This is a genomic window from Paraburkholderia strydomiana (assembly GCF_046030495.1).
In the GTDB taxonomy this organism is placed as follows: Bacteria; Pseudomonadota; Gammaproteobacteria; order Burkholderiales; family Burkholderiaceae; genus Paraburkholderia; species Paraburkholderia strydomiana_A.
In genome coordinates this window covers 116393-140278 of sequence record NZ_JAQQCJ010000010.1, presented here as the reverse complement: position 1 = coordinate 140278, position 23886 = coordinate 116393, and the positions used below count along the sequence as shown (strand labels likewise).

Annotated in this window: 25 protein-coding genes and 1 riboswitch; of the genes, 14 read left to right on the top strand and 11 right to left on the bottom strand. The window is 64.5% G+C overall.

Features of this window, described 5'->3' with window-relative positions:
* Nucleotides 1–105: 105 nt before the first annotated feature.
* The 9 genes from PQQ53_RS15590 (at nucleotide 106) to PQQ53_RS15550 (ending at nucleotide 7047) form a co-directional block, all read left to right on the top strand.
* Complete coding sequence (locus PQQ53_RS15590; protein WP_408144724.1) at nucleotides 106–327, top strand: hypothetical protein; 222 nt, start codon at nucleotides 106–108, stop codon at nucleotides 325–327.
* Between the two features lie 159 nt (nucleotides 328–486).
* On the top strand, nucleotides 487–918 hold the full coding sequence (locus PQQ53_RS15585) for a hypothetical protein (RefSeq protein WP_408144722.1): 432 nt from the start codon (nucleotides 487–489) through the stop codon (nucleotides 916–918).
* A 161-nt stretch (nucleotides 919–1079) separates the two neighbouring features.
* Entirely contained in the window at nucleotides 1080–1883 is an 804-nt protein-coding gene (sctJ, locus tag PQQ53_RS15580) for a type III secretion system inner membrane ring lipoprotein SctJ (RefSeq protein WP_408144721.1), read from the top strand.
* Nucleotide 1884: 1 nt separating this feature from the next.
* A complete protein-coding gene (locus PQQ53_RS15575) occupies nucleotides 1885–2604 on the top strand; it encodes a SctK family type III secretion system sorting platform protein (protein WP_408324744.1) in 720 nt (239 codons plus the stop codon).
* Complete coding sequence (gene sctL, locus PQQ53_RS15570; protein WP_408144717.1) at nucleotides 2586–3215, top strand: type III secretion system stator protein SctL; 630 nt, start codon at nucleotides 2586–2588, stop codon at nucleotides 3213–3215. The genes PQQ53_RS15575 and sctL overlap by 19 nt, the downstream gene beginning before the upstream one ends.
* Entirely contained in the window at nucleotides 3212–4651 is a 1440-nt protein-coding gene (locus PQQ53_RS15565; protein ID WP_408324743.1) for a FliI/YscN family ATPase, read from the top strand. Before sctL ends, PQQ53_RS15565 begins: the two co-directional genes overlap by 4 nt.
* A complete protein-coding gene (locus tag PQQ53_RS15560; protein WP_408324741.1) occupies nucleotides 4629–5207 on the top strand; it encodes a hypothetical protein in 579 nt (192 codons plus the stop codon). The genes PQQ53_RS15565 and PQQ53_RS15560 overlap by 23 nt, the downstream gene beginning before the upstream one ends.
* The gene (gene sctT, locus PQQ53_RS15555; protein WP_408153590.1) at nucleotides 5158–5982 is read left to right on the top strand and encodes a type III secretion system export apparatus subunit SctT; all 825 of its coding nucleotides are present in this window, start codon (nucleotides 5158–5160) and stop codon (nucleotides 5980–5982) included. Before PQQ53_RS15560 ends, sctT begins: the two co-directional genes overlap by 50 nt.
* A 30-nt stretch (nucleotides 5983–6012) precedes the next feature.
* Nucleotides 6013–7047 (top strand): EscU/YscU/HrcU family type III secretion system export apparatus switch protein, encoded by a 1035-nt coding sequence (locus tag PQQ53_RS15550; RefSeq protein WP_408324740.1) that lies wholly within the window; start codon nucleotides 6013–6015, stop codon nucleotides 7045–7047.
* Between the two features lie 104 nt (nucleotides 7048–7151).
* Here the strand turns inward: PQQ53_RS15550 and PQQ53_RS15545 are convergent, their stop codons facing one another.
* Nucleotides 7152–8072, bottom strand: coding sequence for a helix-turn-helix transcriptional regulator (locus PQQ53_RS15545; RefSeq protein ID WP_408144707.1), 921 nt, complete (start codon nucleotides 8070–8072; stop codon nucleotides 7152–7154).
* Between the two features lie 130 nt (nucleotides 8073–8202).
* Nucleotides 8203–9048 carry an autoinducer binding domain-containing protein gene (locus PQQ53_RS15540; RefSeq protein WP_408153586.1) on the bottom strand — a complete coding sequence of 282 codons (846 nt, stop codon included), beginning with the start codon at nucleotides 9046–9048 and terminating at the stop codon, nucleotides 8203–8205.
* A 519-nt stretch (nucleotides 9049–9567) separates the two neighbouring features.
* Between PQQ53_RS15540 and PQQ53_RS15535 the strand changes: the two genes are divergently transcribed.
* Both PQQ53_RS15535 and PQQ53_RS15530 read left to right on the top strand, forming a co-directional pair.
* Complete coding sequence (locus PQQ53_RS15535; protein ID WP_408324739.1) at nucleotides 9568–10023, top strand: ribonuclease; 456 nt, start codon at nucleotides 9568–9570, stop codon at nucleotides 10021–10023.
* Nucleotides 10024–10331: 308 nt separating this feature from the next.
* Complete coding sequence (locus PQQ53_RS15530; RefSeq protein WP_408144702.1) at nucleotides 10332–10796, top strand: VOC family protein; 465 nt, start codon at nucleotides 10332–10334, stop codon at nucleotides 10794–10796.
* Nucleotides 10797–11095: 299 nt separating this feature from the next.
* On the opposite strand, the gene hydA is transcribed toward PQQ53_RS15530, so the two are convergent.
* The 7 genes from hydA to PQQ53_RS15495 all read right to left on the bottom strand — a co-directional run bounded on the left by hydA (nucleotide 11096) and on the right by PQQ53_RS15495 (nucleotide 17821).
* Nucleotides 11096–12535: a dihydropyrimidinase gene (gene hydA, locus PQQ53_RS15525; RefSeq protein ID WP_408324737.1), complete on the bottom strand. Its 1440-nt coding sequence runs from the start codon at nucleotides 12533–12535 to the stop codon at nucleotides 11096–11098.
* Between the two features lies 1 nt (nucleotide 12536).
* Entirely contained in the window at nucleotides 12537–13262 is a 726-nt protein-coding gene (locus PQQ53_RS15520; RefSeq protein WP_408144698.1) for a maleate cis-trans isomerase family protein, read from the bottom strand.
* A gap of 94 nt (nucleotides 13263–13356) precedes the next feature.
* On the bottom strand, nucleotides 13357–14160 hold the full coding sequence (locus PQQ53_RS15515) for an SDR family NAD(P)-dependent oxidoreductase (protein WP_408324735.1): 804 nt from the start codon (nucleotides 14158–14160) through the stop codon (nucleotides 13357–13359).
* A 30-nt stretch (nucleotides 14161–14190) separates the two neighbouring features.
* Nucleotides 14191–15168, bottom strand: a complete 978-nt coding sequence (locus PQQ53_RS15510; RefSeq protein WP_408153580.1) for an NAD-dependent epimerase/dehydratase family protein — start codon at nucleotides 15166–15168, stop codon at nucleotides 14191–14193.
* Nucleotide 15169: 1 nt separating this feature from the next.
* Nucleotides 15170–15940 carry an ABC transporter ATP-binding protein gene (locus tag PQQ53_RS15505; RefSeq protein WP_408324733.1) on the bottom strand — a complete coding sequence of 257 codons (771 nt, stop codon included), beginning with the start codon at nucleotides 15938–15940 and terminating at the stop codon, nucleotides 15170–15172.
* Nucleotides 15941–15944: 4 nt separating this feature from the next.
* Nucleotides 15945–16766 carry an ABC transporter permease gene (locus PQQ53_RS15500; protein ID WP_408153576.1) on the bottom strand — a complete coding sequence of 274 codons (822 nt, stop codon included), beginning with the start codon at nucleotides 16764–16766 and terminating at the stop codon, nucleotides 15945–15947.
* Between the two features lie 14 nt (nucleotides 16767–16780).
* Nucleotides 16781–17821, bottom strand: a complete 1041-nt coding sequence (locus PQQ53_RS15495; protein ID WP_408144688.1) for an ABC transporter substrate-binding protein — start codon at nucleotides 17819–17821, stop codon at nucleotides 16781–16783.
* 365 nt (nucleotides 17822–18186) lie between these two features.
* Between PQQ53_RS15495 and PQQ53_RS15490 the strand changes: the two genes are divergently transcribed.
* From PQQ53_RS15490 to PQQ53_RS15480, 3 genes are all read left to right on the top strand, one after another.
* Entirely contained in the window at nucleotides 18187–18915 is a 729-nt protein-coding gene (locus PQQ53_RS15490; RefSeq protein WP_408324730.1) for a GntR family transcriptional regulator, read from the top strand.
* Between the two features lie 97 nt (nucleotides 18916–19012).
* On the top strand, nucleotides 19013–19756 hold the full coding sequence (locus PQQ53_RS15485; protein WP_408144685.1) for an aspartate/glutamate racemase family protein: 744 nt from the start codon (nucleotides 19013–19015) through the stop codon (nucleotides 19754–19756).
* A 112-nt stretch (nucleotides 19757–19868) separates the two neighbouring features.
* A riboswitch (glycine riboswitch) is annotated at nucleotides 19869–19962 on the top strand.
* A 167-nt stretch (nucleotides 19963–20129) separates the two neighbouring features.
* On the top strand, nucleotides 20130–21338 hold the full coding sequence (locus PQQ53_RS15480) for a D-amino acid dehydrogenase (protein ID WP_408324727.1): 1209 nt from the start codon (nucleotides 20130–20132) through the stop codon (nucleotides 21336–21338).
* Nucleotides 21339–21408: 70 nt separating this feature from the next.
* Here PQQ53_RS15480 and PQQ53_RS15475 read toward each other — a convergent pair whose 3' ends face one another.
* Entirely contained in the window at nucleotides 21409–22374 is a 966-nt protein-coding gene (locus PQQ53_RS15475; protein WP_408144680.1) for a LysR family transcriptional regulator, read from the bottom strand.
* A gap of 81 nt (nucleotides 22375–22455) precedes the next feature.
* Nucleotides 22456–23883, bottom strand: coding sequence for a M20 family metallopeptidase (locus PQQ53_RS15470; RefSeq protein ID WP_408324725.1), 1428 nt, complete (start codon nucleotides 23881–23883; stop codon nucleotides 22456–22458).
* Nucleotides 23884–23886: the final 3 nt, after the last annotated feature.

The window sequence follows — 23886 nt, the reverse complement described above, 5'->3', positions numbered from 1 at the left end:
CAGCACCGGGCAGAGCGAATTTCCAGGAGTGTCTCGCAGGCCGCAGTCGGGCGTGCGAGGGCAAGGCGCCGCGCGAGCGGCATTTCGTTAGTCAAAGGAGCGATCATGACCACGTCAAACGTAACCAGCACCGGCACCAACCCTTCGTCGAATTTGCCGGACAACACGTCGCAGATGCAGGCATTCGAGGAGAAACTCTTCGAACAGCAAATGCAGATGCAGTCGATCGGCATGGTCGGGCAGGCGCACGCCCAGACCATCAGCGTGTTGAACAACATGAGTTCGGCGGAAGGGGGTGCCAATTCGAGCGCGGGCCGGCTGGGCTGAAGGAGGTCTCGCGGGGCAAACAGGGCTAAGCGGCGGCGCTTCGTTCACGCGGGTGACGTACCCGCGGTGGCGAAGCCGCCCTCGCGGGCTGCAGGCATTCGCCTCGCAACAGCAGTCGGGCATGACCTGAAATGCAGTTTTCAAGCACGGAGCTGAAACATGACTGGATCAGCGATAGCGCCGGTCGGCGCTGAAGCGGTAGTGCAGAAGTCGGTCGCCGAGTCCGCGCAGCAGGCGCAATGGACCGCGTCCGCGCAGCCTCAGGGCGGGCCGCCGCCCGCCGCGCAAGGCCAGGAATTCGCCGCGCAGATGGGCGGCGCGCGCAGTGTCGACGCGGCCACGGCGTCGGCACCGGTATCGGCGAGCGGCGTGGTGAACTACCTCGACGGCCTGGGGCGGCACTTCAGCGATCTCGCCAACATTCGTCACGAGGCGCTGCGCCCCACCGGCGACTGGGGCATGGATATGGCGCGCATGATGGAATACAACTGGGATCTGTCGATGACGGCCAACGGCTGCCAGTTCGCACTGTCGGCCGCGCAGGCGGCGAACAATTGCTCGCGCTCGGTGTTGACGCCGGATAAAGGCTAGACGCAGGGCTCAATGCGTGGCTCAACGCAGGGCCGAACGCGGGCCGTTTGAAGGGTGCGCCCCAGTGCATCGCAAGGCGTGCCCGCGCGGCCCGCGCATAAGCGAACGCGGACGTCCCGCGTGCGTCAGCACGGCAGGCCCGCGCACAGGATGAAAAGGCGATGACGAGAATTGTCGGATGGCTCGGCGCGGCCGTGTTGCTGTTGTGTCTGGCCGGCTGCGAGCAGGAGCTGGTGTCCGGACTCGACGAGAAGGACGCGAATCAGGTCGTTTCGGTGCTGGCCGACGCGGGCATTGGCGCGTCGAAGGAAAGTGTCGAGAGCCGCGACGGCGCGTCGGCATGGCAGGTGAACGTCGACGGCGGCTCGATGGGCGACGCGTTGAAGGTGCTGCGCACGCACGGTCTGCCGCGCCAGCCGCTTGCGAGTCTCGGCCAGGTGTTCCAGCAACAGGGACTCGTCGCGACGCCCGCCGAGGAGCGCGTGCGCTACATCTACGGCGTGCAGCAGGAACTCGCGCGCACGCTCGAGGACGTGGACGGCGTGGTGGTCGCGCATGTGCAGGTGGTGATTCCGGAGAACGATCCGCTGTCGGACAAGATCAAGCCGTCGTCGGCGGCGGTGTACATCAAGTACCGGCCCGGCATCGATCTTCACGCGACCGCGCCGATGGTCAAGGAGCTCGTGGCGCATAGCATCGAAGGCCTTTCGTACGACAACGTGTCGCTGTTCCTGCAAGCCGACAGTGCGGCCAGCCAGCGTCCGGCGGGACTCGGCGGCGACAGCCTGGCGAACCTGCTGATGCTGCGCACGCCGTTCGCGTGGCTCGCGTCACTGCTGCTTTTGCTCACGTTCGGGGTGGTGGTGTTGATCGGCGCGCGGCGCGGTGTGTTCGGCTCGCGCATCGCCAATGCGATGGGCGCGCGCTCGTCGCTGGCGACGGGTTCGTCCACGCGGGGCGAGTGAGATGGACGCCGATACGGCACGCGAAGCGCCGCGCGAAAGCAGCCGCGCCGCGTCACACGCCGACCACCCGGCGCGCGCCGCGCGGCTGCATCGGCTTGCGGTGGAATTCAATCTGCGGCTCGACCGCTATATCGATCCGAGCTGGCTGCCGCTGGATTGGCCGGCCCCTTACCGCGATTTCACGGCGTTCGGCGTGCGCGGGCGCGCGCTGCTGGCGCGCCATCTGCTCGCGCAAAGCGGACTCGCGGATCGCTACGCCTTCGGCTTCGGCAGCCTGGTCTCGCGTATCGCGTTGATCGAACGCAGCGCCTTGACGACGCTCGCGGCCTACTGCGGTTTGATGCTGCATCGCGCGTGGCTGCAGGAGGCGCCGAACTGGCGCACGCATTCGGCGCTGGTCGACGCGTTCGGCTACAACGCGATGCCGTTCGTGCTCGAGCGTGCGCCGCCGTTCGATGCAATCGGCGAAAGCCTCGAACCGTTTCGCCAGACGCCGCGCGCCGCCGTCGACGCGATCCGTCAGCGCGGCGCGCGTCTGCTGCTGGACTTCGTCGCGCCGGAGGGCGACGCGATCATCGAACGCATGCGCCTGAAATTTGCCCGCGGCGTCAGCGAGCAGCCGGCGTACGGACTGAGTCCGGTGCATCGGCAGCATCTGGCCGAACTGATCTTTCTATGCCTTATACCCGAGAGGCTCGCGCAATGGGACTGGCTTTTCTGATCACCAGCGAAAACCTGCAGATACTCTCCGAGCGCAAGGTGCTCAAGCAGAGCGAGTATTCGGCGCTGCTCGACGCGGGGTCGCTGCTCTCCACCGCGCAGGCGGAGCGCCAACGGATGCTCGACGAAGCGCAGCAGGGCTACGAGCGCAGATTGCGCGAAGGTCATGCGCAAGGCGTCGAACAGGGCAAGCGCGAGTACGCCGAGCAGGCCTGCGGCGCCGCGCTCGATGCGGCTCGCACGCTCGACGGCTTGCGCGACACGATTGCCGGCATCGTCGTGAAGGCGGTGCGTACGATCGTCGGCGAGAGCGATCCGCACGTGCTGTACGAAGCGGCGCTACGGCGCATCGATGCGCTGGTGCGCGACGAGGCGTTTCTGGTGGTGCGGGTGGCGCCCACGCGCCGCGACGCGGTGGCGGCCGCGTTGCAGCAGGTGTGGCCGGAACGGATGGCGGCGGGGGCCGGTACGGCGTCGCCCATTCGCATCGTCACGGACAGCCGGCTGAGTGAAGAGCAATGCATCGTGGAGACGCCATCCGGTACGCTCGACGTCGGTCTCGATGCGCAGATCGACGCGCTGCGCGCGGCGATCCGGCAACGCACGTCATGAGCGACGCGCCGTTCGATCCGCTCAGCGGCGCGGACAGCGAAGCCGCGCCGTCGCCCGATAGCCTGACCGATACGTTGGGCAGGCTCGCACGCGACGGTTTCGATGCCGAATCAGGCCTCGATCGCCATGCGCTCGCCGCCGAACTCGAACACGGTCTCGATCAGTTCAACCCGGTACGCATGCGCGGCCGCGTGAGCCGCGCGGTCGGCCTGCTGGTGAATGCCTCCGGCGTGCATGCGAGGCTCGGCGAAATCTGCGAACTGCGCACGCCCGGCGCGCCGCCGATGCTCGCGGAAGTAGTCGGTTTCGCGCGCCAGACCACCTTGCTGACGCCGCTCGGCGCCACCGACGGCTTGTCGCCTTCGACCGAAGTGATTCCGTCGGGACGCGGCCATCGTTTCGCGGTCGGCGCCAGCTTGCGCGGACGCGTGCTGAACGGCCTCGGCGCGCCGCTCGACGGACGCGGCGAGATTGCCGGCGGCACGCTGGTTTCCGCGCACAACGAGCCGGTCAATCCACTGCTGCGGCAAACCATCGATACGCCGCTGGCCACCGGTGTGCGGGCGATCGATGCGCTGTTGACCGTGGGCGTGGGGCAGCGCATCGGCGTGTTCGCGCCGTCCGGCGTCGGTAAGAGCACGCTGCTCGGCATGATCGCGCGGGGCGCCGAATGTGACGTGATCGTGATCGCGCTGGTCGGAGAACGCGGCCGTGAAGTGCGCGAGTTTCTCGAACACAGCCTGTCGCCGGAGGCGCGCGGCAAGGCCGTGATCGTCGCATCGACGTCGGACCGCCCCGCGATGGAGCGCGTGAAGTCCGCGCATGTGGCGACCGCGATCGCCGAGTATTTCCGCGATCAGGGCAAGCGCGTGCTGCTGCTGGTCGATTCGCTCACGCGTTTCGCGCGCGCGCAGCGCGAAGTGGGCCTTGCCTCCGGCGAGCCGCCGACGCGGCGCAGTTTCCCGCCGTCCACGTTCTCGGTGCTGCCGCAACTGCTCGAACGCGCGGGGCAGGGCGAACGCGGCTCGATTACCGCGTTCTACACGGTGCTGGTGGAAGGCGACGAGGAAACCGATCCGATCGCGGAGGAAGTCCGCTCGATTCTCGACGGCCACATCGTGCTGTCGCGCAAGGTCGCGACCGCGAACCGCTATCCGGCGATCGACGTGCTCGCGAGCCTGTCGCGCGTGATGTCGCAAGTGACAGGCAGGTCGCATGTGAGCGACGCCGCTCGCGTGCGCGAGCTGCTATCGAAGTATCAGGACATCGAGTTGCTGGTGCAGATCGGCGAATACCGCGAGGGCGCCGATCCGCTCGCGGACGCCGCGTTGCGCGCCAAGGCGCCGCTCGAAGCTTTTTTCTCGCAGCGCGCCGACGCGCTCGCGCCGTTCGACGAAACGCTAGCGACGCTCCATGACATCGCCCGACGCCATTAAGGCCACGCTCGACGCCTTGCGCCGTGTGCGCGAAATTCGCCATCGCAAGGCGGCGATCGACAGGATGCGCCAGCATCGCGTGACCGAACAGACGGCGCAGTCGGTCGCCGATGCGCGCGCGCGGATGGTGCGTGAACTGGCGGCCCGTCATGCGCTCGCGCAGCGCGTGACGAGCGACGCAGGACAGGCGCGCATGTCGCCGCGCGCGCTGCAGGACACCGTATTCGAGGACCTCTCGCGAATGCGCGCGGCCGGACTCGCGCATGAAGAGGCGCAGCGTGCGGGCGAGCGGCATCGGCAGGAAGAGGGGCGGCTCGCGCAGCTGCAGACACGGCTCAATCGCGCGCAGGCGAGTCTCGACAAGCTCGAACGGGTCGCAAACGATACGGGCCGCGGCGCGCTGCGCGCGCAGCAAGCCCGTGAGGATGACGAAGCGGACGAAGCGGCATTGCGCCGGCATGGCACGGCGGCGGCGAGCCTGCTGGACGACGCGCACACGGCGAACGATGAACCGTGGAGTCCCCGCGGCGGCGACCGGGACACCGATGGGCGATAACAGCTTCGCCGCGATTCAGGCCGCGCTACATCCGCTGTTGCTCGTGATGCCGCGCCTGCTGCCGATGATGCTGATCGTGCCGGTGTTCGGCGAACGCGTGCTCACCGGACTCGTGCGCAACGGCCTGATCGTCGTGATCGCGCTGTTTGCATCGCCGATCGTCGATGTGCCCGAACTCGCCGCGATTCCTCCGCTCCTGTGGATGCTGATTCTCGCGAAGGAGGCGCTGATCGGCGTGCTGCTCGGCTTCACGTTCAGCGCGGTGCTGTGGGCGATCGAAAGCGTCGGCCATCTGATCGACTTCCAGACCGGCTCGGGCAACGCAGCGTTCTTCGATCCGGTGTCGGGCGCCGAGGGCGGCCCGAGCGGCGCGTTCCTCAACTTTCTCGCGATCACGCTGTTTGTCACCGGTGGAGGCTTGCATCTGATGCTCACGCTGTTCCTGGAGTCGTACCGCCTGTGGCCGGTCGACGCGTTGACGCCGAATGCGCACCGCGTGCTCGACCAGTTCGCGATCCGCGCGACCGACTCGATGCTGCGCGCCACCGTCAAACTCGCCACGCCCGTGATCCTCGTGCTGGTGCTCGCCGAACTCGGTCTCGGGCTGATCGGCCGCGCGGTGCCGCAGATGAATGTGTTCATGCTGTCGCAGCCGGTGAAGAGCTCGCTGGCGTTTCTGATGATGGCGTTGTTCCTGTACTTCGTGTACGGCTCGTTGCAAGCCTTCCTTGCACCGGATAGCCCGCTTTTTGCGCTATTGCGCGCGACGTTGTAGCGATGCGCGCGCGTTGAACGCCTTGCCCGCATGGCCGAAAAATCCCACCGACCCACCGCGCGCAAGCTGCGCGAAGCACGCCGCAAAGGCGAGGTGGCGCGCAGCGCCGATCTCGTCGCGGCCGTGCAGTTCATCGCGCTGCTGGCGCTGCTAATTGGCGGCGGACCGATCGGTCTGCGCGTCGTGCACTCGCTGCTCGACGCCGCCGCGCAATTGATCGCCGCGCCCGATCCCGGCGCGCTGCTCATGCCTCTGATCAGCGCGGCGGTGCGCGCCTTGGCGATGCTGGTACTCGCGGTGAGCGCCGTGGCCGGCATTTCAGCGGCGGCCGCCGCGCTCGCGCAAGTAGGCGGCTTGATGGCATGGGAGCGCATCCGGCCCGACCTGAACCGGCTCAACCCGGCCGCCGGACTTGCGCGGATGTTCTCGTTGCGCAATCTGATCGACCTGGCGAAGCAACTGGTCAAGACGCTCGCGCTTGCCGCGATCATCTACGCGGTGATCCGCGGTTCGCTCGGCGCGGTGATCGAGGCCGGCTTTACCGCACCCGCGCACATTCTCGGCATCGCCGGCAAGTTGCTCGCCTTGCTGTTCGGCTGGGCCGCGGTGGTGTACGCGGCGCTCGCCGCGTTCGATTACGCTCACCAGCGCTGGCAGCACATGCGCCAGCTCAGGATGAGCACCGATGAAATCCGCCGCGAGTACCGCGAAACCGAAGGCGATCCGCAGATGGGCTCACGCCGCACGCAACTCGCGCGCGAATTGCAGTTCAATTCGCTGCAGGACGTGGTGGGCAGCGCATCGGCGGTGGTGTATTCGGCGCGGGTCGCGGTGGCGCTGCGCTATACCGGCGCGCCGTCGCTGCCGATGGTGGTCGCGCGCGGCGAAGGCGAGGCCGCGCAGAGAATTCGCGCGGTCGCGCGGGACCTGCTGCGGCCGACCGTAGCGAATGCGGGCCTCGCCGAAACGCTGTACGAGGAGGTGCCGCTCGGGCATTTCATCGACCGTGCGCATTTCCGCGAGGTCGCGCAAGTGCTGAAGTGGGCCACCGGCGACGATACGTGAAGGGTGATCCGCGAAGCTTCGCGCACACGGCCGGCCGGCGCGGACATGCATCGGCGTGCGCACGATGGTGGCGACGCGACGCCTCATCCGGGCGCGCGGTGACTTCACGAGGTCGGCAACTGTCCCGCCAGAAACGCCAGTTGCGTGCGATTGGTCACGCCGCATTTCTGACGCAGCCGCCGTAGATGGTAGTCGACGTTGTGCGCGGTGGTGTGCATGCGCAACGCGATCTCCTTGTCGGACAGGCCGGCTGCGAGAAAGCCGAGAATGCGCATCTGCAACTCGGACAATTCGGCGGCCGATTCGCGCCGGTTGATCGCCCGCACATACGCCGAGAAGCGCTGATGAACCGACAGGCCCAGTGTGAGGGACTGCACCACGACGCTGTCCGTGATCCAGCTTGCGTGCTCGCTCGGCGCGGCGAAGCTGATGATCGAGCGCAGCCGCGTGTGCGGAATCGGCAGGCCGAAGATCAGGCCGCTGCCGATGCCGCCGTCGCGCATTTCGTCGAACATCGCGCGCATGCCCGGCGGTGAGCCCGCGCGGCGCCACGCCTCGACGAGCCGGCGCATATCCCACACGTGCGGGGAGTTGTCGGCCAGCGCCCAGCTAAAGCGCGGATCGTGGCGGTGATAACCGGCTGCGAAATAGTGCGGCGCGAGATTCACCGACAGGTAGCTGCGCGGCACGTACAGCCGTTCCGGGCGGCCCTGCGGGTCGAGCTTCACGGTCAGATAGCCGAGTTCGCTGAAGCCGACCAGCCGCAGCATGCCGCGCACGAGCCGCATTCTCTCGTCGAGATTGCGGGCGGCGCCGAGCTGCGCCGCGATGTGGGTTTCGCCGCCCAACTCGTCGCGGCGGATCGTGCCCAGCAACTCCGCTTCGTCGTAGTAGCAGATGTCCGGGGTATCGGCGGCCTGCGCGCTGCCCGCCGCTTCGCTTGCCGGCGCCGACCGTTCGGGATCGTAGCCGCTCATCGCCATGCGGCACACCGCGAGGCCCGCAGGCTCCTTGAGAACCGCCATTCCAAATGTCATACGCTCCCCCTGTTGTCGTTATGGACACACCTCGGCCGCGGCGGACGGCGCCGCCGGATTTCCCGTAGCCAGGTGGTGGTGCGGCCGTCTGCGAGGCAGCGGCCGCGAGCGTACTGCGTCAGTCGCCGAGGATACAGCCCGCGATATACGCAAGCTGCACGCGGTTCTGCGCGTTATAGATTTTCTTCAGTTGCCGCAAGTGATAACCGATGTTGTGCGCCGACATCGACAAGGATTCGGCCATCTCGCGATCGCTCAAGCCCTGGGTGACGAAGCGCAGGATCGAGCGCTGCACGTCGTTGAGCGTCTCCGCCGTCAGCGATGGCATCAGGCTGTGCGCGCGCGCCTCGATGAACGCGTGCAGGCCCACACCGATCGCGTACGCTTCGCCGAGCGTGGTGTCGGCGATCCTTGTACGGCCCGTTTGCGCGCTCGACAGCGTGACGATGCAGTGCTCGAGCGCGTTGCCGGTGGCGAGCCCGAAGCTCACGCCGCTATGCAGGCCTGCCTGCTTCATCGCGTGTGTGAAGCGGCGCGCGAAGACTTCGCAGCGCTCGGCCATCGGCGTGGAAAACATCGACTCCAGATCCCACGCGAACGGCCATTCGAAGCGGCATGCATAGGTCACGCGTGGATCGATGCCGAAGAACTGCTCGTGTCCGTAGCGCTCGGCCCAGCCGGGTGGCGAGTAGGTGTCGAACCACGCGGCGCGGCTGACGAATTCGCCGATCCGCACGATGCGGCAATAGCAGAGCGAGTCGAACCCCGCGCGCTGAATCACCTCGCGCATCAGCGCTTGCCGCTCCTCGCTGCCGGGCGCTTCGAGCAACTGGCGGCCGATGCCGGCCAGCCCGTGGCCGCCGGAAATCAGCGTTGTCTGCGCCGCCGCCTGTGCGTCTTCGTGATCGAGTTGGGTATCGCCGAAGGTGAATAAAGCGGTTTGCTCGTCGCCCGTTTCGCTCATTGATAGATTTTCCGCTGGAACTTCATGTTCCTCTTTGCCGCTCCTCAGACGCCTGCCGAGTCTGGACGGAGCTGGCTCGCACTCGATCGGAATGCGGGCCGTCGAGCGCAAGACGTGGGTCAATTCTAGAAGCGATTAAATCGTCCGACAATTGGCCTTCACGTAGTTTTGGGAGTGTGTTGTCGTTCCGTCCGTCTGAAAACTACGAACTCTCGTGGCGCGGCGGGGCGGGGTCGGCGATTCGAGGCGCAGTCAGAACGATATGCTGATGGATTGGGCATAGCCGATGAATTCGGCAGTTTTTACGGCCGTGCTGGCTGGGTCGGTCCGCCGCTGTGTGCAAGCGTGGCCCTCGTGCCCGCTATCGTTGCGGCCATTGCGCCGTGATCGGCTCAAGCGAATGAGCCAGCGGCGCCAGCACTTTCTATTTCCGGCCGGACATTGATTCACTCTGCCGTTGGAGATACCCTTAGATCGTTCGTGGTCGTCGAATGCTGGTCAACCCGGAGACACCGTTTCATGAAGCGAGCGTGGGCTTTCTCCTGCATCCTCGCCTTGAGCGCGATCCTCGGGGCATGCGGCAAGGACGGATCGCAAAACGCTACGCCGGAAGCCGGCGTATCCGCGGGCCAGGCGCCGGCTCAGCCGGGGCAGGCCGCGAGCGTCGCACCTGCCGCATCGGGCGCGTTGGCCACCGTCACCAAGGCGCAGTTGCCTGGGGAAGCAGCCGAAACACTGCGTCTGATCAAAGCGGGCGGCCCTTACCCCTTTGGCGAAGACGGCGTCCTGTTCCGCAACAGTGCGGCATTGCTGCCGCAGCACGAGCGCGGCTACTACCACACGTACACAGTTCGCACGCCCGGCTCGAAGGATCGCGGGCAGCGCCGCATCATATGTGGTGGACCGCGCAAGCAGACCGGCGACTGCTACTACACCGACGATTACTACGTCAGTTTCAAACGCATCGCAGAGTGACTTGAGCGAATGAAAACGCCCCGGGGCCTCCAGTAAGAGGGACAACGGGGCGTTGTGTTTTCGGAGACCGTTATCTGGCGTTCTCCGCAGGCTCCGAAGAGGCGGCCTTGGTACGCGTCTTCGTCACGGACCACGTAGTGCCTGGTCTCAACCCGATGCCAAGGATCGTAGATGGCTTCTCCGGTCCGATCCTTGAGCTGAAGTGAAACTTTCATTCTCGCCGTGTCGATTGTGATGGCCTTCCTTCGTCGTCCCACTAGTGGCACGCGGCCGGTGCTGCGCCTTCCAACACTGCCAGGAGATTTGCCATGGCGATTCAAAAGATCACTCCCTTTCTTTGGTACTCCACACAAGCCGAGGAGGCCGCCGCCTTCTATGCGGCGATCTTTCCAGACTCGCGCATCACTCGGGTCACACCGGTGCCGAGCGGCGGCTCCACGAAGGTCGTCGAGTTTGTTCTCTTTGGGCAGCCCTTCATCGCGATGAGCGCCGACGGATCCGACGCGTTCAACCACTCGGTATCCCTCATGGTCAACTGTGATGATCAGGAGGAACTCGACCGTTACTGGGAAGCGCTTCTCGAGGGCGGCGGTTCGCCCGAGGCGTGTGGGTGGCTGAAAGACCGCTTCGGCGTCTCGTGGCAGCTCACGCCAACCGATCAACTCAGGATGATTGCCGACCCCGATCCGGAAAAGGCCAGGCGCGTTTTCGAGGCTATGTTGAAAATGGTGAAGCTCGACATCGCCACACTGAAAGCCGCCTATGCGGGATGACGGATTAACAGAAGCCCCTTGCATTGCCAGCTTCCTCGCGCGATAGGGCACAATGATCAAACCCACGGGTGTCTGCATCGCAGGTGTGAAGGTGCGCATCACTCGCCAGCGTACGGTCGGAAAAATCGCCCGACACAGTGGCGCGGACATAGCAGCCGAAGTAACGCCCGGCCGCCCGTGGCATCCCACTCCTGCGTCGGCTATCGGCGCCGCAAGGCCGGTTTTGGCCTCGCGCGCGACGCAATCGGGTTCTGCGCTTGCCGGCTGAATGGCTCCGGCAAGCTTCGAGGCTGCCTGCGCTACAGCGGCAGTTCGGTCTTGCGGCGGCGGGGCTTGGCCGGATCGGGCCGTGCGCATGGCACGAACTCGCCGCGGCCGGCGTCGCCACATGGCTTCTCACCATCCCACACCACATCGCCTCGCGACAGGGTCAGCGCAGGCCACGCGCTCAGATGCATGCCTTCATACGGCGTGTAATCGACGTTGTGATGCAGCCTTGCATTCTCCACCGGGAACGTGCGGCTCTCGTCCCAGATGACGACATCGGCGTCAGCGCCAATCGCAATGCTGCCCTTGCGCGGGTAAAGGCCGTAAAGCTTTGCCGCGTTGGTCGAGGTCAGTGCAACGAAGGTTTGCGGCGTGATGCGGCCAGTGCGCACGCCTTCGGACCACAGCAAAGCCATGCGCGTCTCCACGCCCGGAATGCCGTTGGCAATCTTGTCGAACGAGACTGCTTCGCCATGCGCTTTTTTGCCGTCCGGACCGTCGTAGCGAAAGGGCGCGTGATCGGACGAGAACACTTCGAACGAGCCGTTTTCGAGTCCGTCCCAGATCACCTGCTGGTTGGCCCGGTCGCGCGGCGGCGGACTGCAGATGCACTTTGCGCCTTCGAAGCTGTCGTCGCAGCCGAGGGAATCGGCGGTCAGAAACAGGTATTGCGGACAGGTTTCGCCATACACCTTGAGACCGTGGCTTTGCGCCCAGCGTATCTGTTCGACCGCCTCGCGCCCCGATACGTGCACGATCAGAATCGGCACGTCGACCAGTTCGGCAAACGCGATGGCCCGATGCGTTGCTTCGCGCTCCACGAGCATGGGCCGCGACGTCGCATGATAGCGAGGCGCGGTGTGACCGGCGGCAAGCAGCCGCTCGGTCAGCCATGAGATGCAGTCGGCATTTTCCGCGTGAATCATCACCATCGCGCCCTCGCTGCGCGCGACCGACAGTGTGTCGAGAATCTCGCGATCGCTCAGTTTGAGCGCGTCGTAAGTCATATAGATCTTGAACGACGTGTAGCCTTCGGCGATCAGAGCGGGCAACTCATTACGCAGAATCTCGGGCGTCGGGTCGGTGACGATCAGGTGGAACGCGTAGTCGATTACGGGCTTTCCGCCCGCGCGCCGATGGTAGTCGTCGATTGCCTCGCGAAGTGTATGGCCTTTCTGCTGGCACGCGAACGGGATCACCGTCGTCGTGCCGCCGCAGGCTGCGGACGTGGTGCCGGAGAGGAAGTCATCGGCCATGACCGAACCGTCGCCGGTCGGCTGGTCGAAATGGACGTGACTGTCGATGCCGCCCGGCGTCACGTGTCGTCCAGCCGCATCGATTTCGCGCGCGCCGGCACCGAGTTGCAGCCCCAGCGCAGCGATGCGGCCGTCGCGAATGCCGATGTCGCTGGTGAAAATGTCCGCGGCCGTGACTACGCGGGCGTTACGGATGACGGTATCGAAGTCTTGCATTTCAAATTTCCTGAACGAGCCGGCCCCAGCCGGCGAGACGTCGTGTATCGATGCCGCAGCGGCGCAGCATGTCCCACACGACCGTGGTGACAGTGTCGAACACCGGCACGCCGTGCTGCGCTTCCCAGTGCGCAACGCGATGCGCGGCGTATAGATTGGTGCAGAACGTCGCCACCGCCTGCGCGCCGCGCGCGACGACGTCGGCCACCTGGCGGTCGAGCGTCGCCTCGTCGACCAGCGCGAAGGCAAAATTCTCCTGAAGCTCGAGATGGCTTTCGCAACCCGCATCGATGCCAAGCGACGCGTAGTTCGCCACGATCTTTTGCTGCACGCTTGCGAGGTAGGGCGAGACAAGGCCGAGCCGTTGGATGCCGAACGCCTTCAGCGCACGATTGAGCGCGAGCACGGACGTGCTCGCGGGAACGCCCGTCGCTGCCGTGATCGCGGCGCACAGCGCTTCGTCCTGAGCGAAGCCGAGCCAGCCGGCGGACGTGCCGCTCCAGCCGATCATGTCGACATGCGCATCGGCGAGCAGACGTGCGGCATCGAGAATGCGTTCGTGCTGGAACTGGCCTAGCGCATCGGCACTGAGCGCGATCTGCGTGACGGAAAAGCGCGAGAAATGGACGGAGACTTCAGGCAGACCCGCAATCATCGCCTGCGTCAGTGGTTCGAGAGAAGTATTGGAGGAGGGCGTCAGAATGCCCAGGCGGATGCGTCGACTCATAGACCGTTATTGAAATGTGAGAGGAGTGAAGAAGCGAGTCCGGGACTGCGCTGAATGCGTATCGAGCGACTCGCGCACAGCGGACCGGTCACGCTCATGCCGCCATCCAGCCGCCGTCGACCATCAGTGTGGTGCCGGTCGTGAAGGTCGACATGTCGCTACAAAGGAACAGGACCGCGCGCGCCACGTCGTCGGGATGGCCGGGACGCGGCCAGGGCGTGCGCCGGTTTGCGCGCTCGAGGACCTCCGGATCGACCGCGCGGCCACCCGCGCCGGTCTGGATCTTGCCGGGCGCGACCGCATTGCAGACGATGCCGTGCGGCGCGTAGTCGGTAGCGATCTGGCGCGTCATGTAGTCGATGGCCGCTTTGGTCGTGCCGTAGCCGAGGTCGCCCGGCGCGGCGATCATGCCGTGCTGCGACGACAGATTGACGATCCGTCCGCGCACGCCGCCTTCGGGCGCCTGCTGCACCATCTGCCGGACGGCGGCGCGGCAGCAGCGCAGGACGCCCGTCAGATTGACGTCGAGAAGACGTTGCCAGTGCGCGTCATCGAGTTCCAGCAACGGCCTTGCATGACGGACGCAGGCGTTGTTGACCAGCACGTCGAGCCGCCCGAAACGTTCGACGCTGTGTGCCACCAGCGCTTCGACCTGGGCCGTGATGGAGACGTCGGTAGCGATGAAGTGCGCGAGGCCGCCATCGCGCGCGATCAATGCGGCAGTCGGTTCGCCGCCTTCGATCACGTCCGTCGTGATGTCGGCATTCACGACTGTCGCGCCGTTTGCGGCGAGTTGCCGCGCAATCGCGCGGCCAATGCCCGATGCGGCGCCGGTGACGATGCAGGCCTTGCCGGCCATGTTCAGGCGCGCGGCCGGGTAGGGAGAGGGTGGAGTCATGACGTTACTCGAACGGTGGCGGGCAGACGCTCATGCGCCCAGCGAGGTTGTCCAGAGATGGAAGTCGGCTTCCGCTTCGCTCAGATCGAACCGCGGCGCAAAACCGGTATCGGCGATGAGCCGCGCGTTGTCCATCGACGCGCGGTCGTAATCGGCGAAGTAGTCGATAGTCGGCGACTCGCCTTGCTCCGCGATACGCCAGGTGAATGTCGGATAGCGTTGCGCGAGCCGCTCGCACCAGTCAGCGACGCTCCATTCGAAACCCGCCGCGAGGTTGTAGATGCTGTGAGGCCAGTGCGGCGCTTCGAGCAACGCAATGAGCGCCGCGACCGCATCGCGCACATAGAGCCAGTCGCGGCGGCCCGCGCGCGGCAGCACGGCGGTTTCGCCGCGCCGCGCTTTCGACAGCACCTGCAGCGGTGCGCTCAAGGTGTCGCGCACGCCCGAGTCGGCTTCCCAGGGACCAAAGCACGTGCCGAGCCGCCCGATCACGAGCGGCACGCCGCGCAATGCGCAAAGACGCATCGCGGCGTCCTCGGCGGCACGTTTGGAGATGCCGTACAGGCCTTCGGGCAACAACGGCGTGACGTCTTCGAGGAGCGGGTGCGGCGCGCGGCCGCTCGATCCGTACGTCGAGCCGGAACTGCCATGCAGGATGCGTTCGACGCCCGCATCGGCCGCCGCGCTAATGGCAGCGAGCACACCGCCCACGTTCACCTCGAAGATGGACTGCGGCATTTGCCGTTCACGCCGTGCATCCGCGGTGATCGCGGCTAGCGTGACGAGCCGCGAAGGCCGATGCATGCGCATCGCCTCGCGCAATGCGTCGGCGTCGCGCACGTCGCCGGTCAGTGCAACGAAACGCCCTGGCAGCGCGGCGAACGCCTGCAACGCTTGCGCGCGCGGCGCGCTGCGATCGAAGCCGATCACCGTTTCGCCGCCGGCGACCAGGCGCTCGGCAAGCGCAAGACCGACGAAACCGCTGCTGCCGGTGATGAAGGTCGTCATCTCACGCAAACTCCGTCACCGCTTCTGGACGCAGCAGCGCGAGGATGTGGCGCTTGTAGTCGTTGAATTCGGCGCTGGTCGGATCGCGCGGACGGTCGAGTTCGATCGGCAGCAGTTCGCGAATGCGGCCCGGACGCGCCGACATCACCGCGACATGCGTGCCCAGCGCCAGCGACTCGTCGATCCCGTGCGTGACGAACACGATCGTGCTGCGACTCTCTCGCCAGATACGGATCAGCTCGGCGTGCATGTCCATCTTGGTTTGCTCGTCGAGCGCGCCGAACGGCTCGTCCATCAGAATCACTTCCGGGTTCATCAGCAGTGCGCGCGCGATACCCACGCGCTGATTCATGCCGCCGGAGAGTTCGCTCGGGAAGTGGTTTTCGAAACCCTTCAGGCCGACCATCTCGATGTAGCGCTGGGCGCGTTCGCGGCGCTCCGGCTTGGGGACGTTCCGCATCTTCAGATGAAATGCGACGTTTTCCCACACCGGCAGCCATGGCATCAGGTTCGCTTGCTGGAAAACCACGCCGCGGTCCGCGCCCGGTTCGGTGACCACCGAGCCGCCGACGCTCACCGTGCCCGACGAAGGCTTGTCGAAACCCGCGATCATGTTCAGCAGCGTGGACTTGCCACAGCCGCTCGGGCCGAGCAGACACAGGAATTCGTTGCGCTCGACCTTGAGGCTTACGTTGTCGAGCGCGGTGACCACCTGCTTGCGCGTGCTGTCTTCGAACGTGCGAGAGACGTTGTCGATTGTGATGAGGGCCATGCTGTCAACCTTCCCTTGCTTGCAGAGTGGAACCGCGTTGCCAGCGCAGAACGTGCCCGCCGATCCGCTTGATGACGTAGTCGCTCACGAACCCGAGCAGACCGATGCTGACCATCGACGCAATCACGATGTCGTAGCGCAGGAAGTAGTACGAATCCCACAGTACGTAGCCCACGCCGCTCTTCACCGCGACCATCTCGGCCGTGACGGTCAACATCCATGCGGAACCGATCGCGATGCGCAGCCCCGAGAAGATGCTCGGCAATGCAGCGGGAAACACGATGTGACGCAGCAGCATCGACGACGTCCCGCCTGTCATCGCGCCGGCGCGCAGCAGATTGCGGTCGCACGTTTTCACGCCGTGAATCGTGCTGAGCAGCACGGGGAAGAACGACCCCATGAAGACCAGAAAGATCGCCGGCTTGTTGGCGATGCCGAACCAGATGATCGCGAGCGGAATCCACGAGACGGGCGGCACGGGGCGCAGCGTTTGCAGTGTCGGCTCGACCAGCGATTCGATCGAACGCGACCAGCCTATCGCCATGCCGATGGCGACGCCGAGCACCGTGGCGATCGCGAAGCCCGCGAACACGCGTCCGGAACTGGCCGCGATATCGAAGAGCCAGTGGCCGGAGTAGGTCTGAGTGTTGCCGTCGGTGCTGAAAATCCAGTCGGCCCAGGCGAGCACGACCTGCGACGGCGCCGGCAGCAACGCGGCGGGCAGGATGCCCGAGCGGGAAAACGCCTCCCACCCGGCCAGCAGCAGCACCGGCACGATGCCACGCTCGATCCGCTTGTAGAAACGTGAGGAAAACAGGGATGGCATGGTGCGCGTTCCGATCAGTAACCGAGTTCGGTCTTGGGTTTGCCGGTCACCTTCTCGAGGAAGCTGTAGTCGAGATTCTTCTGCACCGCATCGCTGACGTCCGAATTCACGTACTTCAGGTCGTGCATCATCTTCGCAATCGACATGGCGGACGTGCGGTACATTTTGTAGTCCGGATAGAGGTTGTCGACCGCACCCGCTGCAATGGTCTTGTCGAGCCCCGTCACCTTCTGGATCGTGTCGACGAAAAGCGGTTTGTTCGCGGCCATCATGTCGTCCACCTTGACGATCGCGCGAACCGTTTCGAGCACGCCTTGCGGATTGCTCTCGATCACATCCGGGCGCGTGACGATCAGGTTGGTCAGCTTGCCGGCCGCCTGGTCATACGGAAACGCAAAAAATTTGGCCGCCTTGACCTCGCGGATTTGCGTGGCGAACGGCTCGACCGACGTAATCAATTCGACTTCGCCCCGGCGCAGCGCCTGAACGTGGTCCGAAGGATTCGGGATGTTGATGAACTGCACATCCTTGTTGATGTCGATGCCGTGCGTGAGGAACGCGCCGCGCATATGAATGTCCTGCGCATTACCGCGCGACGCGGCGACGCGGAACGGCTTGCCGTCCTTCTTGTACTGCATGATGAGTTTCTTCAAGCCGTCCCAGTCGCCCGCTTGCACCGGCAAATTGTTGGCGATCAGCACCTGCGAGCCGCCGTTGATCTGGCCGGAGACGCCGACTACCTTGAAGCCCTTGTCGAGTGCCGTGACATAGTGCAGATAGGTGACCTGTGCGATGTCGATGCTTTTCGAGAGCAACGCGGTCAGCACGTCGTTGCCCGTATTGAACGAGGTTGTCGTCAGCTTGACGCCGGTGGCGTACTGCGGGGTGAGCGACAACGGTGTGCAGTGCGCGCACTTGGCATAGCCGAGGTTGATCGGTTCGGCATCCTTGGCGTGGCCGGCCGCGGGCGCAAGCGCGGCGGCGACCAGTAGAGGTGCAAACAGCACGCGCGCAGCGCTTTTCAGGACGGCGAGAGAGGAACGGGCAAATCGCATCAGGTGGACTCCGTTTTGTCACAAAATGAAATATGTTTGTGACAAAACTAAGCAACAGGTGTGCCAATGAATCACTTGGAGAACATCGGCAAGCTCAAACATGACGTCTGTATGGGGCTCAAAGCCGCGAGCGGCGGCGCGCATGGGGCAGGCGGGGAAAATGGGCGCAATCCCATTCGTTGATGGGTCGAGCAGGCTGAGACATTGCTATATCAACGCATTCCGCACCTGTTGCGTGCGGACTGGGTTCGCTGTAAGTGCCTGGTGACATGAATGGTGCAAGTTTCCACAATCAAATTTATTTTTGTCACAATGTACAATTGAAATGACACAAAACCATCGTTGGCCAGTGGAGAACACCCAGCGTGCTAATCGACAAAGAATCCCTCGGCTCGCGTAAGGCGCGGCCGGCCGCTCAGATCCTCGATGCGGAAGACAATTCCGATGCGATCTATGAGCGCATCCTCACCGCGGTGATGGAGCACCGGCTGATTCCGGGCACCAAACTCGTCGAGGAAAAACTCGCCAGCGTGTTCAAGGTCAACCGCACGCGAATTCGCAAGGTGCTGGCGCGGCTCACGCACGAAGGCATCGTCACCACGATCCCGAATCGCGGGGCGTTCATCGCAAGCCCGTCGGTGCAGGACGCGCGCCATATTTTCCAGGCGCGGCGCATTCTCGAGCCGGCGCTGATCCGCAGCCTCGTCGAGCGTGGCAAGGCCGAGGATTTTCGGCGTCTCCATGCGCATGTCGCCAAGGAACGTGCGGCCCGCGAGAAGGGCGACAAGCACGCGGTGATTCGCCTCTCCGGGGAATTTCATCTGCTGATCGCCGAAATGGTGGCGAGTCCGCCGCTGACCAAGCTGATGCGCGAACTCGCTTCGCTGACCTGTCTCATCATCTTGCTGTTCGATTCCCCCAACGTGCCCGCCTGTCCGAATCACGAGCACACGGAAATCGTCGGGCTGATGGAGAAGGGCGAACTCGAGGCGGCGATAGCGGCGGCGGTCGGACACCTCGATCACATCGAGGCGACGCTTGATCTCTCGTTGCCCGAGGACACCGAGGTCGATCTGCAGGCCATCTTTGGATGAGTGCGCGCGGCGTCTGCTCGCGCCTCGACACTGCTATCGCACCATGACCGTTGCTATTGGCGATATTGCCGCGCGGCGACACCTGGCTGGAGTCATCATGAAACTGCTGATCGTCAACCCGAACATTTCACGCGGCGTCACCGATCTGATCGAAGCCGAAGCTCGCCGCGTCGCGTCAGCCGATGTGCAGATCGAGATGGCGACAGCGGCAAGCGGTGTGGCCTACATCGAAACCCGCTTCGAGGCGCTGCTCGGTGCGCACGCCGTGGCGAGCATCGCCGGGGAACGCAAAGGCCAATACGATGCGCTGCTGATTGCGGCATTCGGCGACCCCGGTCTGCACGAATTGCGGGAAGTACTCGACGTGCCGGTTGTCGGCATGACCGAAGCCGCGCTGATGACCGCGGCGCAACTCGGTCAGCGGATCGGGATCATTGCGATTTCGCGGCGCATCACCGCCTGGTATCGGGAATGCGTTGACCGTTACGGCATGTTGAGCCGGCTGGCGGGAATCCGTCATCTCGATCGCCCGCTGCGTGACCCCGCCACGGTCCGGGAAGATCACGGCAGCTATCTCGTCGAACTGAGCCGCCGCGCGGTGGAAGAAGACGGCGCGGACGTGCTGATTCTGGCTGGCGCGCCGCTCGCAGGGTTGGCGCGCAGTGTGGCGGACCTTCTGCCGGTGCCGGTTGTCGATGGCGTATCGAGCGGGGTGTGCCAGGCGCAAGTATTGACCCGTCTCGCAACGATACGTGCGCAGAGCGGCAGTTTCGCCAAACCGCCACCCAAGCTCAATGCCGGACTCTCGAATGGTCTTTCCGAATTACTGGCGCATGAATGAGAGATCGCGCTTGCTCATTCGCTATGAGCGGTGACCGATTGATCCAGACCGCCGACCATTGCACGAAAGACTTGCGGTAAATATTTTTGCCCGGTATTGTCGAGCCGTTCTGCGATGCAGCGCGGGAGAGATCGTCAAGGATTCGCGACGACGCCGACGGAGCAACCGCCCCGGAAACTCTCAGGCAAAAGGACCGCGCAGCAGGAACATCTGGAGAGCGGCGCACGCGCGCCCACCGAAGGGGATTCCCCGCCTGCTTGCCCGGCGCGGGAAGAAACTCTCAGGTACATGGACAGATGGGGCATCGACGCCGATTTCGAATCAGTCAACACGAAATCGACATCGGCGATGCTCAACCACTCTGGACCATGTCATGTCACGAATCGCCATTATCGGCGCCGGCATTACCGGCGTCACGACCGCTCATGCGCTCGCGCAGCGCGGCCATCACGTTACCGTGTTCGAACGCCACCGCTACGCCGCCATGGAGACCTCGTTCGCCAACGGCGGCCAGCTTTCCGCCAGCAATGCCGAAGTCTGGAACAGCGCGGCGACCGTGCTCAAGGGCCTGCGCTGGATGCTCACGCGCGATGCCCCGCTGCTGCTCAATCCGCTACCCACGTGGCACAAGTATTCGTGGATGGGCGAATTCCTGCGGCAGATTCCGCACTATCGCGCGAATACGGTCGAAACCGTGCGGCTCGCGCTCGCCGCACGCGAGCATCTGTTTTCGATCGCTGAAAAAGAAGGTATCGATTTCGATCTGGAACGGCGCGGCATTCTGCATATCTACAAGACCAGCAGGGAATTCGACGCCGCGAGCAAGGTGAATGACCTGCTGCGCGAAGGCGGCCTCGAGCGCAACCCGGTCAGTGCAAGCGAATTGCAGCGCATCGAACCCGCGTTGCATGGCGATTTTTATGGCGGTTTTTTTACGCCGTCCGATTCGACCGGCGACATTCACAAGTTCACGCGCGGGCTCGCGCAGGCATGCGAACGGCACGGCGTTGAATTCCATTACGACGCGCAGATCACGTCGATCGAGCAGCCTGCCGAAGGCCGTTTTTCGCTGATGGTCAATCTCGAAGGCGAAACGCAGCCGTTCACCTTCGAGCGCATCGTCGTCTGCGCCGGCGTGAAGAGCCGCGACTTCGCGGCGATGCTCGGCGATCACGTGAATATCTATCCTGTGAAGGGCTATTCGATCACCGTCTGTCTCGACGACAAAACCAGTCAGCAGCACGCGCCGTGGGTCAGCCTGCTCGACGACAGTGCGAAGATCGTGACGAGCCGTCTCGGCGCGGATCGTTTCCGGGTAGCGGGCACGGCGGAAATCAACGGCTTTAACCGCGATATTCGTTCGGACCGCATCGCACCGCTAGTGGACTGGACGCGGCGATATTTTCCCGAAGTATCGACTTCGCGCGTCATTCCCTGGGCGGGTTTGCGGCCAATGCTTCCGAGCATGTTGCCCAAGGTGGGCCGTGGGAAACGGCGCGGCGTGTTCTACAACACGGGGCATGGTCATCTGGGCTGGACGTTGTCGGCGGCAACGGCGCACGCTGTTGCGAGCGCGATGTAGCATCGACCAGGCACCTCATGGTCGGATCATCTCTCGCGCGGTGTGCGTGAGAGATGATCCGACACGTGGCCTAGCGAACGCCGACGGCAAGGCGCGTGTCGCTGTAGCGCATGCCGGCAGGCATGCGTCCCTCGTCATCGCCGTCGAGCTTGGTTCGCAGGCGCCGGATGAAATCCTGCGCGGTGGCGGTCAGCAGTTCGCCGCTGGAATAGGCGAGGTACATGCCGATCCTGGGCATTGGTTCTCTCAGGCTCAGCAATTTGAGCATGCCGTCATCCACGCGCTGGGACAGCAATGGCATCGCCAGCGACGTAAATACCGTGATCGCCTCCATCCGCATCGCGAGGTCCAGATAGAGATTCATCGCTGAACAGCGCGTCGTGCGCGTCGGCGGGGGCATACCGTGCGCCCCGAACAGCGTTGCGACAAAGCCGGATTCGTCGTTGGGAGAATCCAGCAGGAGCCATGGAAGCGCGTGAAGCTGTTCGATCGACAGCGTTTCGCTACCTTGATAGGACGCCGCGATGGTCAGTTGCACGTCGAGATCGTAGAGTTGCATCCATTCGAACGTGGCGTTTTTTGGCTCGCCGTATTGCGTAAAGATCGCCACGTCGATCGTGCCGTTTCGCAAACCGTCCGCGATATTCTCGGCGCGCCATTCGATCACCTGCAAGTTCACGTCCGGGCGCGCTGCGGTCAGTTCGATCAACGAGTCGGCGAGCGCGCGCGTCGACGCCGGCGGCGTGACCGCGAGCGTGAGCCGCCCGCCGAGTTCTCCGCGCGCTGTCTGCGCGTCTTCCACGATACGCCCGACTTCCCGCTGCACGACGAGTGCGCGTTTTAGCACCTGGTGGGCGAATGGCGTCAAGGTGGCGCCATTCGCCGATCGGGTCAGCAACAGCATGCCCAGTTCGACTTCCAGCTCCCGGATGGAGCGGCTGATCGCCGGCTGCGTCAGGAACAGACGGCGAGCGGCTTCATGCAGACTGCCGGCCTCGGCGACCGCACGCAGCGCGTCGAGTTGTCTCAACTTCACAGTGCCCCCAGTTCTCATGTTCATCTTTCAAGGGCATAGCTTAGCGGGACAAAAATGCTCACGGCGCGTCGTTGTGGCGGGTTAGCCCGCTGCCTTCGGCAGAGGCGGCTTCACACTCTCAGGAATCGGGCACACGTACGGCTCAACGGCGAGGCGCTCCGCCAGTTCCGTGCGCGCTGCCGCGAGCAGCAGCGGGCTGGTGTACAACTCCAGTGCGGTGGCGGCCATCGTCTTGGCCGCGAGCACCATGCCCTTGTGCGCGATCGCGCTCTTGCCCTGGGCAACCCACTGCCACGAATGCGGCGACGTGCCGAACGCAAAGCATGCGGTCATGCACTGCACCGTGGGCGTGACCCAACTGACGTCGCCGACGTCGGTCGAACCGCCCATCTTCGACGGACGGTCGTTGTCGAGTGCATCGACGCCATCGAACAGCGCCTTCGGTTGGCGCCACGCTGCGGCAAGCATTCGTCCCGCCATTTCGATCTCGTCGGGGCGCGTCGTTTGATGAATCGACTCGGCGAACTGCAGTTCGGCCTTGTCATACTGTGGCGCGCCGAACTCCTTCAACTTCGCGTGCATCAGCTCGTTCAACGTGGTGTTGCGCATCAGGTTCGAACAGGCCGAATGAACCTCGATTTCCAACTCGCAATCGGTCATCAGCGCCGCGCCGCGCGCGATGTTGCAGACCCGCTCGTACAGTTCCTGAGCATCACGATTGCGCGGCGCGCGGATCATGTACAGCGCCGCCGCATTCGGCTGCACGACGTTTGGCGCGACGCCGCCCGCGTCGGTGATCGCGTAGTGAACACGGGCATCAGGGATCATGTGTTCGCGCAGGAAGTTCGTGCCGATGTTCATCAGTTCGAGCGCGTCGAGCGCGCTGCGTCCGAGGTGCGGCGACGCGCCGGCGTGCGCGGCGACACCCTTGAAGCGGAAGTACGCCTGTTTGACCGCGAGACTCTCGATATTCATGATCGTGTTCGCGACGCCGGGGTGCCACGTGATCGCGGCGGACACATCGTCGAACAGACCCGCGCGGGTCATGAAGGTCTTGCCCCAGCCGCCTTCCTCCGCGGGACAACCGTAGAAGCGAACCGTGCCTTCGATGCCGCTGCGCTCCAGCGCGTTTTTGACCGCGACGGCCGCCAGATGCGCGCTTGTCCCGAGCAGATGGTGGCCACAGCCGTGGCCGTTACCGTTGACGATCTCGTTCGACGGGCAGCAACTGAGCGCGAGGCTCTCCTGGCTAAGGCCGGACAGCGCATCGAATTCGCCGAGAATGCCGATCACCGGGCCACCCGAGCCGGCTTCGGCGACGAACGCCGTCGGAATACCAGCGACACCCTCGCGCACGGTGAAGCCCGCCGATTTCAGAAACGCGATATGCGCGGCAGCCGATTTCTGTTCGGTGTAGCCCAACTCCGCGTACTGCCAGATTTCGTCCGATAGCTGGATGTACTTGTCTTTTCTGCTCTCGATGAAATCGTGAACCAGTTCGCTCGACATGGA

Bases quoted from the DNA above. Each gene is read 5' to 3' on its own strand.
- PQQ53_RS15510 (WP_408153580.1), bottom strand. From the start codon at position 15,168: ATGACGACCTTCATCACCGGCAGCAGCGGTTTCGTCGGTCTTGCGCTT.
- PQQ53_RS15590 (WP_408144724.1), top strand. From the start codon at position 106: ATGACCACGTCAAACGTAACCAGCACCGGCACCAACCCTTCGTCGAAT.
- sctT (WP_408153590.1), top strand. From the start codon at position 5,158: ATGAACCGTGGAGTCCCCGCGGCGGCGACCGGGACACCGATGGGCGAT.
- PQQ53_RS15540 (WP_408153586.1), bottom strand. From the start codon at position 9,048: ATGAGCGAAACGGGCGACGAGCAAACCGCTTTATTCACCTTCGGCGAT.
- PQQ53_RS15495 (WP_408144688.1), bottom strand. From the start codon at position 17,821: ATGCGATTTGCCCGTTCCTCTCTCGCCGTCCTGAAAAGCGCTGCGCGC.
- PQQ53_RS15565 (WP_408324743.1), top strand. From the start codon at position 3,212: ATGAGCGACGCGCCGTTCGATCCGCTCAGCGGCGCGGACAGCGAAGCC.
- PQQ53_RS15550 (WP_408324740.1), top strand. From the start codon at position 6,013: ATGGCCGAAAAATCCCACCGACCCACCGCGCGCAAGCTGCGCGAAGCA.
- hydA (WP_408324737.1), bottom strand. From the start codon at position 12,535: ATGCAAGACTTCGATACCGTCATCCGTAACGCCCGCGTAGTCACGGCC.
- PQQ53_RS15535 (WP_408324739.1), top strand. From the start codon at position 9,568: ATGAAGCGAGCGTGGGCTTTCTCCTGCATCCTCGCCTTGAGCGCGATC.
- PQQ53_RS15530 (WP_408144702.1), top strand. From the start codon at position 10,332: ATGGCGATTCAAAAGATCACTCCCTTTCTTTGGTACTCCACACAAGCC.
- PQQ53_RS15485 (WP_408144685.1), top strand. From the start codon at position 19,013: ATGAAACTGCTGATCGTCAACCCGAACATTTCACGCGGCGTCACCGAT.
- PQQ53_RS15500 (WP_408153576.1), bottom strand. From the start codon at position 16,766: ATGCCATCCCTGTTTTCCTCACGTTTCTACAAGCGGATCGAGCGTGGC.
- PQQ53_RS15575 (WP_408324744.1), top strand. From the start codon at position 1,885: ATGGACGCCGATACGGCACGCGAAGCGCCGCGCGAAAGCAGCCGCGCC.
- PQQ53_RS15480 (WP_408324727.1), top strand. From the start codon at position 20,130: ATGTCACGAATCGCCATTATCGGCGCCGGCATTACCGGCGTCACGACC.
- sctL (WP_408144717.1), top strand. From the start codon at position 2,586: ATGGGACTGGCTTTTCTGATCACCAGCGAAAACCTGCAGATACTCTCC.
- PQQ53_RS15585 (WP_408144722.1), top strand. From the start codon at position 487: ATGACTGGATCAGCGATAGCGCCGGTCGGCGCTGAAGCGGTAGTGCAG.
- sctJ (WP_408144721.1), top strand. From the start codon at position 1,080: ATGACGAGAATTGTCGGATGGCTCGGCGCGGCCGTGTTGCTGTTGTGT.
- PQQ53_RS15515 (WP_408324735.1), bottom strand. From the start codon at position 14,160: ATGACTCCACCCTCTCCCTACCCGGCCGCGCGCCTGAACATGGCCGGC.
- PQQ53_RS15520 (WP_408144698.1), bottom strand. From the start codon at position 13,262: ATGAGTCGACGCATCCGCCTGGGCATTCTGACGCCCTCCTCCAATACT.
- PQQ53_RS15505 (WP_408324733.1), bottom strand. From the start codon at position 15,940: ATGGCCCTCATCACAATCGACAACGTCTCTCGCACGTTCGAAGACAGC.
- PQQ53_RS15560 (WP_408324741.1), top strand. From the start codon at position 4,629: ATGACATCGCCCGACGCCATTAAGGCCACGCTCGACGCCTTGCGCCGT.
- PQQ53_RS15470 (WP_408324725.1), bottom strand. From the start codon at position 23,883: ATGTCGAGCGAACTGGTTCACGATTTCATCGAGAGCAGAAAAGACAAG.
- PQQ53_RS15545 (WP_408144707.1), bottom strand. From the start codon at position 8,072: ATGGCGGTTCTCAAGGAGCCTGCGGGCCTCGCGGTGTGCCGCATGGCG.